Origin of the sequence: Roseovarius sp. (genome assembly GCF_965277045.1) — a bacterium.
In the GTDB taxonomy this organism is placed as follows: domain Bacteria; phylum Pseudomonadota; class Alphaproteobacteria; order Rhodobacterales; family Rhodobacteraceae; genus Roseovarius.
Map to the genome: position 1 here is coordinate 2,810,286 of NZ_OZ255712.1, position 14,932 is coordinate 2,825,217.

At 62.1% G+C, this 14,932-nt stretch carries 13 protein-coding genes and 1 pseudogene; 11 read left to right on the forward strand and 3 right to left on the reverse strand.

Translation table 11 applies throughout. From position 1 onward, the window contains the following. Nucleotides 1-52: 52 nt before the first annotated feature. Both ACQY4V_RS14070 and ACQY4V_RS14075 read right to left on the reverse strand, forming a co-directional pair. Nucleotides 53-1,600 carry a trimethylamine methyltransferase family protein gene (locus ACQY4V_RS14070; protein WP_428512670.1) on the reverse strand — a complete coding sequence of 516 codons (1,548 nt, stop codon included), beginning with the start codon at nt 1,598-1,600 and terminating at the stop codon, nt 53-55. Beyond that, nucleotides 1,597-2,163, reverse strand: coding sequence for a TetR/AcrR family transcriptional regulator (locus tag ACQY4V_RS14075; RefSeq protein WP_428517251.1), 567 nt, complete (start codon nt 2,161-2,163; stop codon nt 1,597-1,599). The genes ACQY4V_RS14070 and ACQY4V_RS14075 overlap by 4 nt, the downstream gene beginning before the upstream one ends. A gap of 176 nt (nt 2,164-2,339) precedes the next feature. Here ACQY4V_RS14075 and ACQY4V_RS14080 point away from each other — a divergent pair, with 176 nt between their 5' ends. From ACQY4V_RS14080 to ACQY4V_RS14130, 11 genes and pseudogenes are all read left to right on the forward strand, one after another. Beyond that, nucleotides 2,340-2,693 (forward strand): ethanolamine utilization protein EutQ, encoded by a 354-nt coding sequence (locus ACQY4V_RS14080; protein WP_428512672.1) that lies wholly within the window; start codon nt 2,340-2,342, stop codon nt 2,691-2,693. Between the two features lie 3 nt (nt 2,694-2,696). Beyond that, nucleotides 2,697-4,013, forward strand: coding sequence for an NAD(P)/FAD-dependent oxidoreductase (locus ACQY4V_RS14085; RefSeq protein ID WP_428512674.1), 1,317 nt, complete (start codon nt 2,697-2,699; stop codon nt 4,011-4,013). Nucleotides 4,014-4,176: 163 nt separating this feature from the next. Further along, a complete protein-coding gene (gene dctP, locus ACQY4V_RS14090; RefSeq protein ID WP_428512676.1) occupies nt 4,177-5,172 on the forward strand; it encodes a TRAP transporter substrate-binding protein DctP in 996 nt (331 codons plus the stop codon). After that, a complete protein-coding gene (locus tag ACQY4V_RS14095; RefSeq protein WP_428517253.1) occupies nt 5,156-5,668 on the forward strand; it encodes a TRAP transporter small permease in 513 nt (170 codons plus the stop codon). Before dctP ends, ACQY4V_RS14095 begins: the two co-directional genes overlap by 17 nt. 18 nt (nt 5,669-5,686) lie before the next feature. Next, a complete protein-coding gene (locus tag ACQY4V_RS14100; protein ID WP_428512678.1) occupies nt 5,687-6,970 on the forward strand; it encodes a TRAP transporter large permease in 1,284 nt (427 codons plus the stop codon). A 610-nt stretch (nt 6,971-7,580) separates the two neighbouring features. Further along, nucleotides 7,581-8,798, forward strand: coding sequence for a GTP-binding protein (locus ACQY4V_RS14105; protein ID WP_428512680.1), 1,218 nt, complete (start codon nt 7,581-7,583; stop codon nt 8,796-8,798). Then, nucleotides 8,795-9,427 (forward strand): DUF1826 domain-containing protein, encoded by a 633-nt coding sequence (locus ACQY4V_RS14110; protein ID WP_428512682.1) that lies wholly within the window; start codon nt 8,795-8,797, stop codon nt 9,425-9,427. Before ACQY4V_RS14105 ends, ACQY4V_RS14110 begins: the two co-directional genes overlap by 4 nt. Then, nucleotides 9,424-9,687 (forward strand): DUF6525 family protein, encoded by a 264-nt coding sequence (locus ACQY4V_RS14115; RefSeq protein WP_428512684.1) that lies wholly within the window; start codon nt 9,424-9,426, stop codon nt 9,685-9,687. Before ACQY4V_RS14110 ends, ACQY4V_RS14115 begins: the two co-directional genes overlap by 4 nt. 15 nt (nt 9,688-9,702) lie before the next feature. Next, nucleotides 9,703-9,921, forward strand: a pseudogene (locus tag ACQY4V_RS14120) (ABC transporter permease); the annotation flags it as partial. Between the two features lie 27 nt (nt 9,922-9,948). Continuing rightward, nucleotides 9,949-10,155, forward strand: a complete 207-nt coding sequence (locus tag ACQY4V_RS14125) for a DUF3299 domain-containing protein (protein ID WP_428517255.1) — start codon at nt 9,949-9,951, stop codon at nt 10,153-10,155. A gap of 780 nt (nt 10,156-10,935) precedes the next feature. After that, complete coding sequence (locus ACQY4V_RS14130; RefSeq protein WP_428512686.1) at nt 10,936-13,572, forward strand: phosphoenolpyruvate carboxylase; 2,637 nt, start codon at nt 10,936-10,938, stop codon at nt 13,570-13,572. Nucleotides 13,573-13,758: 186 nt separating this feature from the next. Here the strand turns inward: ACQY4V_RS14130 and ACQY4V_RS14135 are convergent, their stop codons facing one another. Beyond that, on the reverse strand, nt 13,759-14,907 hold the full coding sequence (locus tag ACQY4V_RS14135; protein WP_428512688.1) for a hypothetical protein: 1,149 nt from the start codon (nt 14,905-14,907) through the stop codon (nt 13,759-13,761). Between the last annotated feature and the right edge of the window lie 25 nt (nt 14,908-14,932).

A 14,932-nucleotide genomic window follows, 5' to 3' on the forward strand; every position in this document is an offset into this window, starting at 1 on the left:
GGCTGCATCTTCGAAGGTTTGCTGGTCAGCGTTCCCTCACTTCACTCTCGAACTACCTGTCGAGGTCCGCACCCCCTTCAGCCGTGCGGCGTGCAATGAAGTCATCCAGCTCTTCCAGACGTGACGCATCCATTGCGGGAGGTTCATGCGCGTTGACTGTCTCACAGAATATCCGGTGCGCCCTGTCCGTCGCCGTAAGGGCTCCGCGCTCGACCCAACTTTCATAGTTGGACCAATCGGACAACAGCGGCGAGTAGAATGCGGTCTCGAACCGATCAAGCGTGTGTTGCGTACCGAAATAGTGCCCCCCATGCCCAACGTCGCCGATGGCTTCGAGCCCCAAGGTTTGCTCGCTGACCTCAACCGGCTTGAACAGTTCGGCGAACATTTGCAGCTGCTCCACGTCGATAATGAATTTTTCCGCCGAGGCTGTCAGCCCGCCTTCCAGCCAACCGGCGCCGTGCAGCAAAAGGTTGGCCCCGCCCATCAGGGCGCCCCAAAGTGACATCTGGTTTTCATAGGCCGCCTGCGCATCCGGCGCGTTGGAGGCCGTCACGGCCGACGATCTCAGCGGGATCTTGTAGCGTCGCGCCAATTGCCCGGAAGCAAATGCCGCCTTGGTGTATTCAGGCGTCCCAAAGGCCGGCGCCCCGGTTTTCATGTCAACGTTGGTGGTGAAACTGCCATAGCAGACCGGCGCGCCGGGTCGAACGATCTGGCTCAGGCAAATTCCGGCCAGCGCCTCGGCATTCTGAAGGGTCAGGGCACCCGCCAAAGTTACGGGCGCCATCGCCCCGGCCAGGGTAAAAGGCGTCAGTACCATCAATTGCCCTGCACGCGCAGCATCGATTATCCCGCGGCACATAAGGTGATCGAGCTGCAGCGGAGAGTTGGAATTCGCAACCGAGTAACTCACCGGGGTCTCGACGAACGCCTCTTGTGGAAGGCCGTGCGCAATCCGGATCATCTCGTACGCGTCGGCCACGGCTTGGGTTCCGCGGAAAAACACGAAAGGCACCTTGTCCGTCAGCGTCAGCACGGAACGGGTCATTGCGAGATGCCTTAGGTTGGGCGGAATGTCCTGCGCCTCGACAAACGGGCCGATCATGTGGATGACATCAAAGGCTTGCGCCACCCGGCACAGGTCATCCAAAGCGGCCAGGCTACCGGGGCGCCGACCGTTCCTCGCATCCGAAAAATTAGGGGTTCCACCGGTCGTGCAGACACCCACCATCTTGCCACCGATCGTTACATTCCGGCTGTCGCCACGGCCATAGAGCGTCGTTTCGGACGGCGCGTTCGAGACCAGAGCTTCCACCAGGTCCGGATCAAAGCGCACCACCTGGTCGCCTGCATCCGTCATGCCCGCCGCGACGTAAATCCGTCGCGCCTCTTCACTCAGGACCCGAACCCCAACATCCGCGAGAACCTGCATCGACGCCGTGTGGATCGCCTCGATCTCTGCTGCGTTGAACTGCTCTATCGGCGGATAAGGATTGCGCCAGCATCGCCAGGCCGCATCGAACGCCGCCTCGGGCTTGCGGTGGCGTTTCGCAGCACGGCCGCGCCTGCGTTTGCCGGTCTCGGCGGCGACAGTCATGCGTCCCCGCCATCTAGGACACGCGCCCGATACTTAGCGGCAATTTCCGGGGAAATGTCCCGTCCCGTAAAGCTTCGGAAATAGGCCTCCAGATAGCTCATGCGCTCCGGCAGCGCCTCGTCCTCTTCCAGATGCAGTGCGTAATAGCTGATCTGCTTGAAATAGATCACCCGGGCTCGGATGAACGCCTCGGTCGGATCAAATCCGTGCTTCCCGAAGAAGGCCGCAATCGCCTGGACCCGGGCCGCATCCTCCGCCTTGACCGAGGCCCGCAGCTTCTCGAAGCGTCTCGCCCAGTCGCGGATCGCCTGGTCGAGGCGCGGGTCGAACCTGCGATGGTCCACCCAGACCGAGAACAGCGCAAGGATACCGTCGTCCAGCGAGGCGGACCCTGCCAAAGCTTCGACCATCACCCCGGTATTGCGAGCACGCCATTCCGTCAACAAGGCATCGAGCAGGGATTCTCGACTTTCGAAATGCCAGTAGAAGCTGCCGCGCGTCACGTTCAGCCGCCGGGACAGGGCAGTGATCTGGACCGCCTCGATCCCGCTCTCGACAAGCACGGTCAAGGCACATTCAATCCAGTCCTCACTTGTCAACCGGGGCTGTCTATCTTGCCTTGCGTCAGTCGAGACCAGGGCCATCGGCACTCTCCGTACAGGGTTGCATGGAAAGATACAGGATTGTATGGTTTGTGGTCAACAAGGACGATTTTCTGACAGGAAGAGGGAGAATCGCGATGCCTGACAAATCTCCAGCCCGCGTTGTTTCGCCGGACGCGATCACATTCACTCCGCGTTTCGAATACGGCCACATGGCCAAGGCCGCGACCGTCAGCGGGCCGGAAGACGGCACCCGGCTCGGCAGCGGGTATGTCAAACTCACGCAGGCCGAGATCCCCTGGACCGTAAAGTATGACGAGGTGATCCTCGTACTGGAGGGCAGCCTGACGGTGCGCACGGCCGATGGCGATCTTGCCGTCGAACCGCACCAAAGCATCTGGCTGCCAAAGGGCACCGCGCTCACATACGTGGCCGAAGATGCGCTGGTGTTCTTCGCGATCGAACCGGCCGACTGGGCCAAGGAAGCCTGAACGATGAAGATCACCAGGCTTCCCGCGGATGACAAAACCAACGGTTGGAGCGCGATCCTGCCCGACCGCACGCCTCATCCCGAACTGCAGGGCGACGTGGCCGCCGACTGGATTGTCCTGGGCGCGGGCTATGCCGGCCTTGCCGCCGCACGGCGCCTGGCAGAGAACCGTCCCGACGAAAAGATCGTCCTGATCGATGCAGGCCAGGCGGGCGAGAACGCGTCGGGCCGGAATTCGGGCTTCGGCATCGACCTGCCCCACAATGTCGGCTCCTCGCTTGACGAGCTGGAGGGCAGCCACCGCTTCATGAAACTTGCGCGGATGTCGCTCGATCACCTCGAGGGCGTGGTCGAACGGCACGGCATCGACTGCGACTGGTCCCGCGCGGGCAAGTACCACGCGGCCGTCTCGCTCCGAGGGACCGAACAGGTCCTTGTACCTTTCCGCAAAGAGCTCGAGGCGCTGGGCGAACCCTTCCAATGGGTCGAGGGCGACGCGCTGCGGCAGACGCTCGGGTCGCCGCATTTCACCGCTGCGGTCTACACGCCCGGCTGTGTATTGATGAACCCCGCCGCGCTGACCCGGGGTCTGGCCGACACCTTGCCCGACAACGTCCGGCTACACGAGAATTCGCCGGTGATCGGGGCCGAATACGCAAACGGCGCTCGGCTCACCACGGCCAAGGGGTCGGTGCGCGCGCCCAAGATGATCCTGGCGGCCAACGGCTTTTCCGAGCAGTTCGGCTTTCACCAGCGCAAGTTCCTGCACCTCATTGCCCATGCCAGCCTGTCCCGTCCCCTGACCGAGGAGGAACGGCGGATCTACGGCGCCCCGCGCCCCTGGGGTCTCACCCCCGCCAACGCCTTTGCCGGGATCACCATGCGCTACACGTCCGACCACCGGATCCTGATCCGGCAAGGTCTGAACTACCGCCCCAGCCAGCGGATCAATCCCGGAGAGCAGGATGCCGTGAAGCGGCGACACAAGAGGCTCTTCGACCAGCGTTTTCCGGGGCTCGAGGCGGTCGAGATGGAACATACCTGGAGCGGCTTCGTCTGCCTGTCCCGCAATGCCTCGCCGGCATTCGGTCAGGTCGCACCGAATATCTGGTCGGCGGTCTGCCAGAACGCGGTCGGCGTCACGAAGGGCACCTTTGGCGGTATCCTTGCAGCTGACGTCGCAACCGGCCAAGACAATCCTCTGATAGCGGATATGGAAAGCCTCGGTTCGCCCAGCCCGTTACCGCCGCGCCCCTTTCTCGACCTCGGTGTGCGCACGCGGTTCAAATGGGAGTTGTGGCAGAACCGGCATGAAGCATGAAAGGCCGTAAGACAAAGCGCGTCGGGCAGATCTCAAGGCTTCGACCGTGCTGCAGAATGAGCGTAGAGCGTACCGATTGACAGTATAGTACAACTGTGTCCACATCCTCAAACCACACGCTGCAGGAGACAAAGCAGCGGAACATCCAGCAGGAGAAATCAATATGTTTGCAAGGAAAATCCTGTGCTTGACCGCCTCGGTCTTCATGCTTGCGGCCGCCCCGGCCCTGGCAGAGACCCAGCTCAAGCTGGCGACTGACTCAGGGGCCAAGGGCTCGCCTTCCGGCGACGCGCTCGACCGTTGGGCCGAGCTGATCGAAGAAGGCACGGACGGCGAAGTTCAGGTCGATGTCTTCTACCAGAACGAGCTGGGCAGCCAGGCCGAGGTCTTCGACCTCTTCGTGGCCGGTGATATCGACATGATGATCAACTGGCCGATCACGGCCTACGACGAACGCTTGGGCGTTCTCTTCACCCCCTACATGGTCACCAGCTGGGAAGAGGCGTTCGAAGCCTACAAGCCCGGCGGCTGGGTCAACGACATGCTGGTCGGCATCTACGACGATCTCGGCCTCAAGTTCTTCGGCCCCTGGCCCGAAGGGTTCAACGGCATCGCCTCGGCGAATAAGTACGCCATGAGCGAGGAAGAGGCATCCGATCTCAAGATCCGCGTGCCCGCCATGTTCCCGATGGCCGAGTCGGTGCAGGCACTGGGCTATCAGACCGCGACGATCGACTGGTCCGAGGTCTTCACCGCCATCCAGACCGGCGTGGTCGACGGCGACGGCGCCAACATCATCTACTGGGACTACGAGTATTTCCGGGATGTTCTGGACTATTACAACCAGACCAAGATGCAATTTGTCACCGGCGTGATCGCCATGAACAACGGCGCGTGGGAAGACCTGTCGGAAGAGCATCAGCAGGTCGTGCAGAACGCAGCGCTGACCGTGATGGAAGAAGCTTTCGATCAGGCGCAGGAGCGTGACCAGTACTACATCGAACAGGCCAAGGCCGCGGGTATGGAGTACATCGAACCCTCCGACGAGCAGCTTGCAGAGATGGCCAAGAAGGTGCGCGAGGCCGTTTGGCCGCTGATGGAAGAACGCATCGGCAGCGAGATCATGGACACGATCCGTGCAAATGCCGGCGAGCTCTGAACGCGCATCGGCCCTGGGCCGCATCGGCGGGGCCATCGCGATCGCGTTGAACGTGATCGGGGTGGTCTCCTCCGCTGCGGTGGTGGGGCTCATGTTCTTTCTCGTGGTGGCGCGCTATGTGCTGGGGCTCTCGGTCGTGGGCCTGCACGAGTTGATCATGCTGGCCGCGGTCGCCCTCTACATGGTGGGCGCGGTCATCGCCTCGCGGCGCCACGAACACCTGACCGTTGACTGGATCGCCGGCAGCCTCAGGAACCCGCGCGGTAAGGCGGCGCATGACCTGCTCATCGCGACGCTGACCATCGTGGTTACCTGCTTCTTCATGGTCTGGGCCTACCACATGTTCACCTGGGGCATGAAACGCCCGCAAAGCACGCCCGCCTTCCAGATCCCTCTCTGGATCCCGCAATTCGCCATAGGCGTCGCCGCGGTGGGCTGTTTCGCCTACGCTCTGCGCGACGCGATTGACGCCTGCCGGCGGCTCATGCGCCGCTGAAATCACGGACAATACCCAATGGACGCCCTCATTGCCCTGCCCTTGCTCATCCTGCTGATGGGCGTCGGCCTTCCCGTCGCATGGTCCTTCGCCGGCGTTCTCGCCTACCTCACCTGGGTTTATGACGTGAACCTCAATACCCTGATGCTACAGGGCTTTCGGTCGCTGAACTCTGTCGTTCTCGTGGCGCTGCCGCTCTTCATCCTGACGGGCTACCTGATGCAGTCGGGTGGCATCGCCCGCCGCATCATCGCCTTCGTCAGCCGCCTCGCGACGGGCCGAGGCGGCATGGGCACCGCTATGGTCCTCTCCTCCAGCATCTTCGGCGCCATTTCCGGTACCGCCACCGCGGCCATCGCTTCGATAGGCTCGATCATGACAGAGCCGCTGGTGCAGCGCGGCTACCCGCGCGGGCGCATCGCAGCGCTGCTCGGGATCTCGTCCCTCCTGGGCATCCTGATCCCACCCTCGATCACCATGATCCTCTTCGCGGTCGTCACCCGCCAATCCGTCGCCGCCTGTTTCGCAGCCACGATCGGCCCCGCGATCATCCTCATCATCGGCCTCATTCTCTACAACCGCTTCCTCGTCGGCCGCGCCTTCGACGAAATCGAACTCGAGGCGGAGGACACCCAAAGCTTCGGCCGCGTCACTCTGAATGCGCTGCCTGCCCTGTCGCTTCCGGTCATCATCCTGGGCGGTATCTATGGCGGCATCTTCACACCGACCGAGGCCGCTGCCGTGGCGGCTGTCGCGGCTCTCATCGTGGGCGGCCTCATCTACCGCGAATTCACCTGGGGCAGCCTCGGGCGCAGTGTCCTCGGCGCCGCCGAAACGACGGGCACGATCATCCTCATCCTGCTCTTTTCCTTCATGATCTCGCGCATCATGGCGTTCGAGCGTGTCCCTCAGGACCTGACTGAAGCGATCCAGTCGGTCGTGACCACCCCGGTGGGCGCGCTTCTGGTGGTGAACCTCGTGCTGATCGTCGCGGGCGCGCTGATGGACGACGTCTCGGTCACCGTGGTCATCGCACCGCTGTTCCTGCCGCTGATGGTCGCCAACAATATCGACCCGGTGCATTTCGCGGCGATCGTCGCCTGTTCGGTGGTGATCGGCGCCAACAGCCCGCCCGTCGCACCCACCCTTTTCTTGTCCTGCAAGATATGCCGTGTGCCCATCTTGCAAGCCGTGATGCCAGCGCTCGGACTGATGGGATTCGTGGCCTTCCCGGTACTTATGCTGACCACTTTCTGGCCAGACCTTTCGCTTACGATACCGCGCTTGTTCGGCCTGATGTGACGCTCCGGAGCCTTTGTCAGGCTTAGTGGGTTCGTTGCGTCAATGGCAGACGGCCGCTTTTGTCGTCAGCTTTGAGCGCTCGCCGGGGCCCGTCGATCGACGAATTAAAGGCGCCGAACATATGGGCGTTCTCGCGCGCCGAGGTTGACCTCCAGGAAGCTTGGCTGATGTCCGCTTTATGGTTGTCTGGACATTGGCGATAAAGGTCGCGAGCGAGCGCTTTCGAGGCAGTTCAGGCATAGGTCGGTCGTTCGCTGCAAACGTGTCGAATGGTGGCCATCGGCTCTGAGGGCAATTCCGGTCTTGAGTGGAATTGGTCTGCACAAGCATTCTGCCACTTGTATTTCTTAAAACGTTATAAGATAACATTGTTATGTTATATAGTATCAAGTCTCATGTTGCCCGGCGAAACCAACGGCAGAGCGGCCTGCGCTGAAGATTGAGCCCAACTGAAGGATGTTCGGAAGAGACAATCCCGGAACCGCCCTAAGCACACTGACGCGACTCGAGTTTTCCGGGGCGAGGCCCATGCCGCAGAGGGCGTTCCCGTTCCGGCCACAAAAACCCAATCCAAATCGGACTGCAGAGCCGGTCCCAAACAGGAGCCTACATGCCAACAGTTCCAGACTCCCGCCTCCCCGTCACCGTGCTTTCCGGCTTTCTCGGCGCCGGGAAGACGACGCTCCTGAATCGCGTCCTCAACAATCGCGAGGGCCGACGTGTTGCCGTGATCGTCAACGACATGTCCGAGGTGAACATCGACGCCGACCTCGTGCGCGAAGGCGGCGCCAACCTCAGCCACACCGACGAAACGCTCGTGGAAATGAGCAATGGCTGCATCTGCTGTACCCTGCGCGACGACCTTCTGGACGAGGTCCGCAGGCTCGCCGGCGAAGGACGCTTCGACTATCTGCTGATCGAATCGACCGGCATTTCCGAGCCGCTGCCCGTGGCCGCGACCTTCGACTTCCGCGACGAGGCGGGCGATTGCCTGTCGGACGTCTCGCGCCTCGACACCATGGTGACAGTGGTCGATGCGGTGAACCTGCTGAAGGACTATTCCAGCCACGATTTCCTCAGCGACCGTGGCGAGACCATGGGCGAGGCGGACGAGCGCACGCTGGTTCACCTGCTGACCGACCAGATCGAGTTTGCCGATGTCGTGGTGCTCAACAAAGTCTCAGATGCGGGGCCCGAGCGCACCGATGCGGCGCGTAAGATCATCCGCAGTCTCAACGCCGACGCCCGTATCATCGAAACCGATCATTCGGACGTCGCCGCGGACGCCATCCTCGACACCGGGCTTTTCGATATCGAGAAGGCGCATGAGCACCCGATGTGGGCCAAGGGGCTCTACGGCTTTGCCGATCACGTTCCCGAGACCGAGGAATACGGCGTTGCGTCCTTTGTCTATCGCGCGCGGCAGCCGTTTGAGCCCGAAAAGATCATGTCGGTGCTGAACGGCGACCTGCCAGGCGTCATTCGGGCCAAGGGACATTTCTGGATCGCCACCCGGCCCGACTGGGTGGCGGAATATTCGCTCGCCGGGGCGCTGTCATCGGTCACCCCGCTGGGCAAATGGTGGGCCACGGTGCCGAAGGAGCGGCATCCCGAACACGCTGGCGCGCAGGAATACCTGAAAGCGCACTGGCAAGAGCCGTGGGGCGACCGCCGGCAGGAGATCGTGTTCATCGGCGCAGGTATCGACTGGCCGGCGCTGAAGTCGCGGCTGGACGCGGCGCTGGTGCCCGAAAGCGTGGCACCTGGACCGGACCACCTGCCCGACCTGCCCGACCCGTTCCCCGCCTGGCGGAGGGCTGCGGCGTGACCCTGCATCCGATTGTTCCAAAAGGCGCCGGGTCGGGCGTACTGAGCGTCAATGGCGCCGAGGACATGGGCGCGATCCGGCTGCCGGGCGTGGGTGGCGTGATCTGCCAGCGCAGGCTTCCCGAAGCGGTGCTGCACTGGCTGGAAACGCTACCACCCGAGGTACTGCCTTCGACCCGGGTCATCGTGCGACCCGGCGAGATTGCCTCGGCCGTCATTCTGACCTGCGACGAGGCGAGAATGCCCGACGCACCGGAGCGCCGGATCCTCATCGACGACGTCGCGATGCTGGCCGCCACCTTTGGCGAGATGACACGTGCGCGGTGGCTGCGCCTGCGGTTGGACGTGGTGACAACGAATGCCTGCCGCCGGTTCCACATCGACAGGGTCACGGCCCGGCTCGTGTGCACCTATCGCGGCACCGGCACGCAATATGGTTTGGCGCGTGAAGATGTGCCGGCCACCATCCATACGGTGCCGACCGGATCGCCCTTCGTCATGCGCGGCACGCTCTGGCCGGCGCAACCCGATCCGCACCTGCTGCACCGATCTCCACCTATCGAGGGCACGGGCGAAACCCGCCTGATGCTGGCGCTGGACCCGGTCACCGATCCGGACGACGAGTCATGAGCCGCAACATCGCCACCAGCCTGCGCCACCGCCGGCGCAGCGACCCGATGCGCGATTTCGACGCTTTGCCGCCGCTGCTGCGCAACTGGATGAGACAGGCGGCGCTGGCGTGGTCGCCCGCTTCGTGCCGCCGCATCTGGCAAAAGGCGCGGGCCGAGGGCGAGATGCCCGACGCCATCCTGGCCCGGCTCGACCGGGCAGAACGGATCACGCTTGCCCGCGACAGGCTGACCTGTCGGGCCGGCAGCACAGGTACATGACAAGACGAGAAGGCCGTGGCGGGTATCATCGACCGCACCGGCACCCCGGTGGACCGGACCGTCATCGTCAGCCTGGAGGCCATCGAGGCGATCCACGTCGATTGGCAGTCCGGCGCGCAGAGCCCGGGACAAAGCACCCCGGTCGAGCAGATACATCAGATGGACCTCTCACCCTCCGCGGTGACGGCCGCGCTGGTCGGGGTCAAGTCGCGGCTCCAGATCTTCGGTCTGCAAGGTATCCTGCCGCATGACGAAAGCAGCATGGCCGCGCGCCAGCCGCCATCGACGGGCATCCGTACCGACTGGACCGGAAAGACCGTGCAACCGTGGGGCTTTATCGTGCCGCTTGACCACGAGGGTACCGGCGTCACCGCGTTCATCCTCGTGCCCTATGTCGGCGCCTGCGTTCACGTCCCCCCGCCCCCGGCGAACCAGCTGGTCTTCGTGACCACCCGCACGCTCTTCTAAAGCTCCGGCATGTTCGAGCCCGTGACGGTCACCGGCACGTTCGGCATGGCGTCGCGGTCCACCCAACTGGCCGAGATCGGCTATGCCCTTTCGGCGGACGATATCCAGAGCTTCAGGCGTTAAATGAGCCGGTGGGACAAACAAACGAATAGACTTGTTCCCAGAATTGCCCGATCGCCGAGGTACGTCGCATCACCCCTTACGAACAGCAGGACAAAACCGGAATTTCAACTCCACCCTGAGCAGGTACTCGCCCTGCACGACCTGAAGGGCTGTCTTCGCCCGTAATCACACGTCCGCAATTGATCCGGGCAAGGCCTACTCTGCGGAACGAAGCACCTTTTCCCCGCAACTGCACAAGGTCTGCCGCCGCGCGCAATCTGAAGCTGTCTAAGTGCGGTCAGCACCCGTTGAGCCGTGCTCGAAAGCAAAGGTCTTTCGACCTGTCGCTTGAAGCCTTCGCTCCAGTGTTCCGAATGAACGCCGCTTCAAACTCAAGTGTAGGTAGTCATGCGCTGACGTGTCGTGTCATTCTGGCTCGGCACGTTGTCCCTGAAGATGCGTGGATTCATGTCGAATTCTGCCGGAATCCTGAAGCCGGCTTTCGGACAAGGATGGTAGCGTGACGGAAACGACACCGGGCGAGAACTGGGCGGCGCTGTATGCTGCATGCCGGCGCCGCAACAAGAGGAATGTCATGGTCGATAGTCTTGATCACCGGGCGAACTGCGGCGACATACCAGGTTGTGCGGCAGGGTCGCCGAGCGCGGGCAGCGTCTGATGCCGTCTGTCCTGCTGAATGCCGCCTGCAACGGCACCCATGACGGCGAGGCTTACGCGGCCGACCTGCGCCGGGCACTTTTCGAGCTGTGGAGCAATGTCCTTGAACGGCGTGCGCCGCACGTGTCCGAATGGGCGCGGAACGACAGCGAGGGGGCGATCCCCACCGGTACCGCTGCCGTGCCTTATCTTCAGGCCCTGAATATCTGGTTCCAGCTTTTGCGTATCGTCGAGGAAAATGCGGCGATCCGCGACCGGCGCCAAACCGAAACGCAAACCGGGGCCGAAACCGTGCCTAGCAGTTTCGCGCAGGCCCTCGACCGCCAGGATCTGACCGCGGAACGCCTTGCAGAGATCTCGGCCAGCCTTTCCGTCGGACCGACCCTGACCGCGCATCCAACCGAGGCCAAGCGGGTGACGATCCTGGAAATCCACCGCAGGATCTATCGCAGCCTCGTGGCGCTGGAAGCGCAACGGTGGACCACCCGCGAACGCACAGGCATTCTTGGCGATATCGAAGGCGAGATCGACCTCCTGTGGATGACGGGTGAACTAAGGCTGGAACGTCCCGGCCTGAGCGACGAGATCGAATGGGGGCTACAGTTCTTCCGTGACGGGGTCTTCGACGCCGTGCCGCAGGTGTTCGAACAGTTCGAGCAGGCGGCAGCGAACCGCTTCGGGACCTTCGAAGTCGTTTCGCCTTGCATCCGCTTCCACTCGTGGATCGGCGGCGATCGTGACGGCAATCCGAACGTGACCACCGACAGCACGGCCCATGCTCTCAAGCGGGCGCGCGATGCGGCGATGGACATGTACCGAGAGCATCTGCGCATCGCAGCCGAGCGTCTGAGCATCAGCAATCGGATCGTCCCGCTGGGCTCGGAAATGCAGGCAGAGCTAGAGCGCCTCGCCTCGGTTTCACCCCACAGTGACCGCAACCCGAACGAGCTTTTTCGACAGGCGATTTCGGCGATCCTGCACCGGCTTGAAACATATCGCCATGTCAGCCATTTCATCACCGACTTGGAAATCATCGAGACCGCGCTTGCCTCGGTCGACGCCCGGCATCTGGCGCAGCGTTATATCCGCCCGGTGCGCTGGCGGGCGCAGGTTTTCGGGTTCAGCATCTATACGCTCGACATCCGACAGAACTCGACCGTAACAACAGAGACGATCGCGGAGATCTGGCGCCAGCGGGACGATGGCAATGTGCCGGCGTATGGCGATCCGGCGTGGTCGAAACGGCTTCGTTCGGAACTGTCTGATCCGCAGTTGCCTGCGCCTGACAGCAACGCGCTGTCCGATCAGGCAAACGAGTTGATCGACCTGCTGACCTTGATGTCGAAACGCCGCTACGGACCGGACCCGGCCGCGTTGGGCCCATTCATCCTGTCCATGACGCGCTCGTCCGACGACCTGTTGGGAGTCTTCCTGCTGGCCCGGTACGCGGGGTTCGGCGCCGAAACACTGGAAATCAAGGTCGTGCCGCTGTTCGAGACCATCGAGGATTTGCGCGCCGCCCCAGATATCCTTCTTGACCTGCTTAACGTTCCGCTGGCGAAGCGCAGCCTGACGCGGGACGGTTCGGCTATCGAAGTCATGCTGGGCTACTCGGACAGCAACAAGGATGGCGGCTTTGTCTGCTCGACCTGCGAGCTTGACCAGGCACAGCGCAGGATCACGCGCGTTTTGAAATCGAAAGGTCTGACCCCGGTCTTCTTTCACGGCCGCGGCGGCTCGGTCAGTCGTGGAGGCGCGCCGATGGATCGCGCCATTGCGGCGCAGCCGACCGACACCGTTTCGGGACGGATGCGGCTGACGGAACAGGGCGAGGTGGTGTCGGCCAACTACGCCAACCGCGGTACCGCCGCCGCGCACCTTGAGCTTTTGGCGTCCAGCGTTCTGAAGCATACGGCGGATGCGGACGACCCACCCCGCGCGCCGGAATTCAACGAGGCGCTGGAGGCACTGTCGGGCTTGTCCCAGACCGCCTATTCCACGCTTCTGCACATGCCCGGCTTCATCGACTATTTCCAGCAGGCCAGCCCGGTAGAGGAACTGGCCATGCTCAAGATCGGCTCGCGTCCCGCGCGCCGGTTCGGTGCCGCCTCGCTGGCTGACCTGAGGGCGATACCGTGGGTCTTCGCATGGTCGCAGAACCGCCACCTGATCACTGGCTGGTATGGGTTCGGCTCAGCCATCGAAGCATTCCGGAAGTTTCAAGGCACCCGTGGCGAAGACACGCTTCTGGCGATGTTCGAGCGTACCAAGCTCTTTCGCCTGATTGCCGACGAGGTCGAGAAGTCCTTGTTCCAAGCCGATTTGGACATTGCGAAGGAATACGCGTCGCTGGTCACGGATGACGGTATTCGGCGGCGCGTGACTGATGCGATCGCCAAGGAATACGCGCTGGCATGCAGCGGTATCGCTTTCCTGACCGGGAGTGAGAAGATCGCCGAAAGGTTTCCACGCATGCGCGCGCGTTTCGACAGGATTCGTCCCGGGCTGGACCGGGTCAATACCCTGCAGGTCGCCTTGCTACGCGAGGTGCGGTCCCGTGAAGAGCCAAACCGCGTTTCCATTCCGCTCCTGCAATCGATGAATTCGATTTCGTCGGGCCTTGGATGGACCGGATAACTCAGCACCGGGCAAAAGGCTGCAGATCATTGCGCCGCGAACCCTTGGCGGAAACAAGCTCGTGTCACGCATCTGCTGGTTTTCGAAACCGGACGTGCCTGCAAGTTCCAGCATCTTTCAATATCGCTTCGAGGCTGCCGTTTGCCGCAATATGGCCGTTTGGCTGCTTTGCGGCGAAAGGGTCGGTCAGGTCGGGCTGCTCACGCCCTCGAACACTTCCTGAAGAGACGAGGCATCCTGCGCCTCCTCGAAATTCTCTTCGTCCTCGAAACCACGTGCGTAATCCCAACTCGTCGTGATTTGGCGACAATGAAGATAGTAGAAGTGATGTTCGAAGTTTCGTTGTGCACCGGAAATTCCGTGGACGCGCCAGTACCTGCCGGCCAACGGCCCTTGCGGGTCCAGGCACCATTTGGGCTGCATCCGCGCGTCCGCGCCCCGTCGCTGAAGTATGTGGTCCGCATGTGTGACCTTTGCCGAGCCTTCCGGTTTGCGTGCATAACGCCAGCGTCCGCGAATGGACATGTAGCCGTCCGCCGTGGACTTGACCGCGGAAAAAACCGTCTCTTCATCGCGACCCAGCACCAGTTCGTCGATATCGACCGACAAAACAGCATTCGCCTCGGCCAGATATTTCCTGTGCGCGATATGCAGCATCGACAGGTGAAGAAACTTCGAGCCGATCTCGACCCGCGTCGTTGCGCGTGGCCCGAATGGGAAAGGGGCCGAGATCACTTCGGCGGCTTCGATCGCCTTTACCTTGGAGATTGTCTGTCTGATATCCTCGGGCGAATAGGCATCGCTTCCATTGTCAATCAGCACGACAGCGTTTGCCCCATGCCGTCGTGAATAGAAAGTCAGCCAGTCCTCGATCCACTGAAGGTCGTTGTTTTTGGATATTGCGACGAGCGCATTCTTTCCCCGGAATTTCTCGAGGTTGGAGCGATTGATTTCCACGACCTCTTCGAACTGCGGGGTCCGGGGTTGAAACAGGCGCAGATGCTTGGGGTCCGGATGCGGCGATGAAAAGGTCACCTCATTCGTGCGAGGCCCGAGCTTGACAATGTTCCGTTCCTGAACTTCGACGCCATCGACCTCGAGGATTGCGTTCTTGAAATAGTTCTTAAGATTCCTCAGATCCGGACCGATCATCCGAACCAGATTGTTCGACCCGTCATAGAAGACATCGTAAAACAAGGTTTGATTGTCGTAAGAGGCGACGAATGCTTCATCGTCCTGTTTCTCGACGGGGACCGCCCGCAGGAACTTGTGGCCTTCGGGAAGTACGATACTGCTGAGTGCGCCCATTGCGTTGTTTTCTCGTTGGTCGGTCATTGAGGTGCCAGGTTCTCGCTAGTTT

Coding starts and splice junctions, on each gene's coding strand:
- ACQY4V_RS14085 (WP_428512674.1), top strand. CDS start 2,697: ATGAAGATCACCAGGCTTCCCGCGGATGACAAAACCAACGGTTGGAGC.
- ACQY4V_RS14115 (WP_428512684.1), top strand. CDS start 9,424: ATGAGCCGCAACATCGCCACCAGCCTGCGCCACCGCCGGCGCAGCGAC.
- ACQY4V_RS14080 (WP_428512672.1), top strand. CDS start 2,340: ATGCCTGACAAATCTCCAGCCCGCGTTGTTTCGCCGGACGCGATCACA.
- ACQY4V_RS14130 (WP_428512686.1), top strand. CDS start 10,936: ATGCCGTCTGTCCTGCTGAATGCCGCCTGCAACGGCACCCATGACGGC.
- ACQY4V_RS14125 (WP_428517255.1), top strand. CDS start 9,949: ATGGCCGCGCGCCAGCCGCCATCGACGGGCATCCGTACCGACTGGACC.
- ACQY4V_RS14105 (WP_428512680.1), top strand. CDS start 7,581: ATGCCAACAGTTCCAGACTCCCGCCTCCCCGTCACCGTGCTTTCCGGC.
- ACQY4V_RS14095 (WP_428517253.1), top strand. CDS start 5,156: ATGCCGGCGAGCTCTGAACGCGCATCGGCCCTGGGCCGCATCGGCGGG.
- ACQY4V_RS14135 (WP_428512688.1), bottom strand. CDS start 14,907: ATGACCGACCAACGAGAAAACAACGCAATGGGCGCACTCAGCAGTATC.
- ACQY4V_RS14070 (WP_428512670.1), bottom strand. CDS start 1,600: ATGACTGTCGCCGCCGAGACCGGCAAACGCAGGCGCGGCCGTGCTGCG.
- ACQY4V_RS14100 (WP_428512678.1), top strand. CDS start 5,687: ATGGACGCCCTCATTGCCCTGCCCTTGCTCATCCTGCTGATGGGCGTC.
- dctP (WP_428512676.1), top strand. CDS start 4,177: ATGTTTGCAAGGAAAATCCTGTGCTTGACCGCCTCGGTCTTCATGCTT.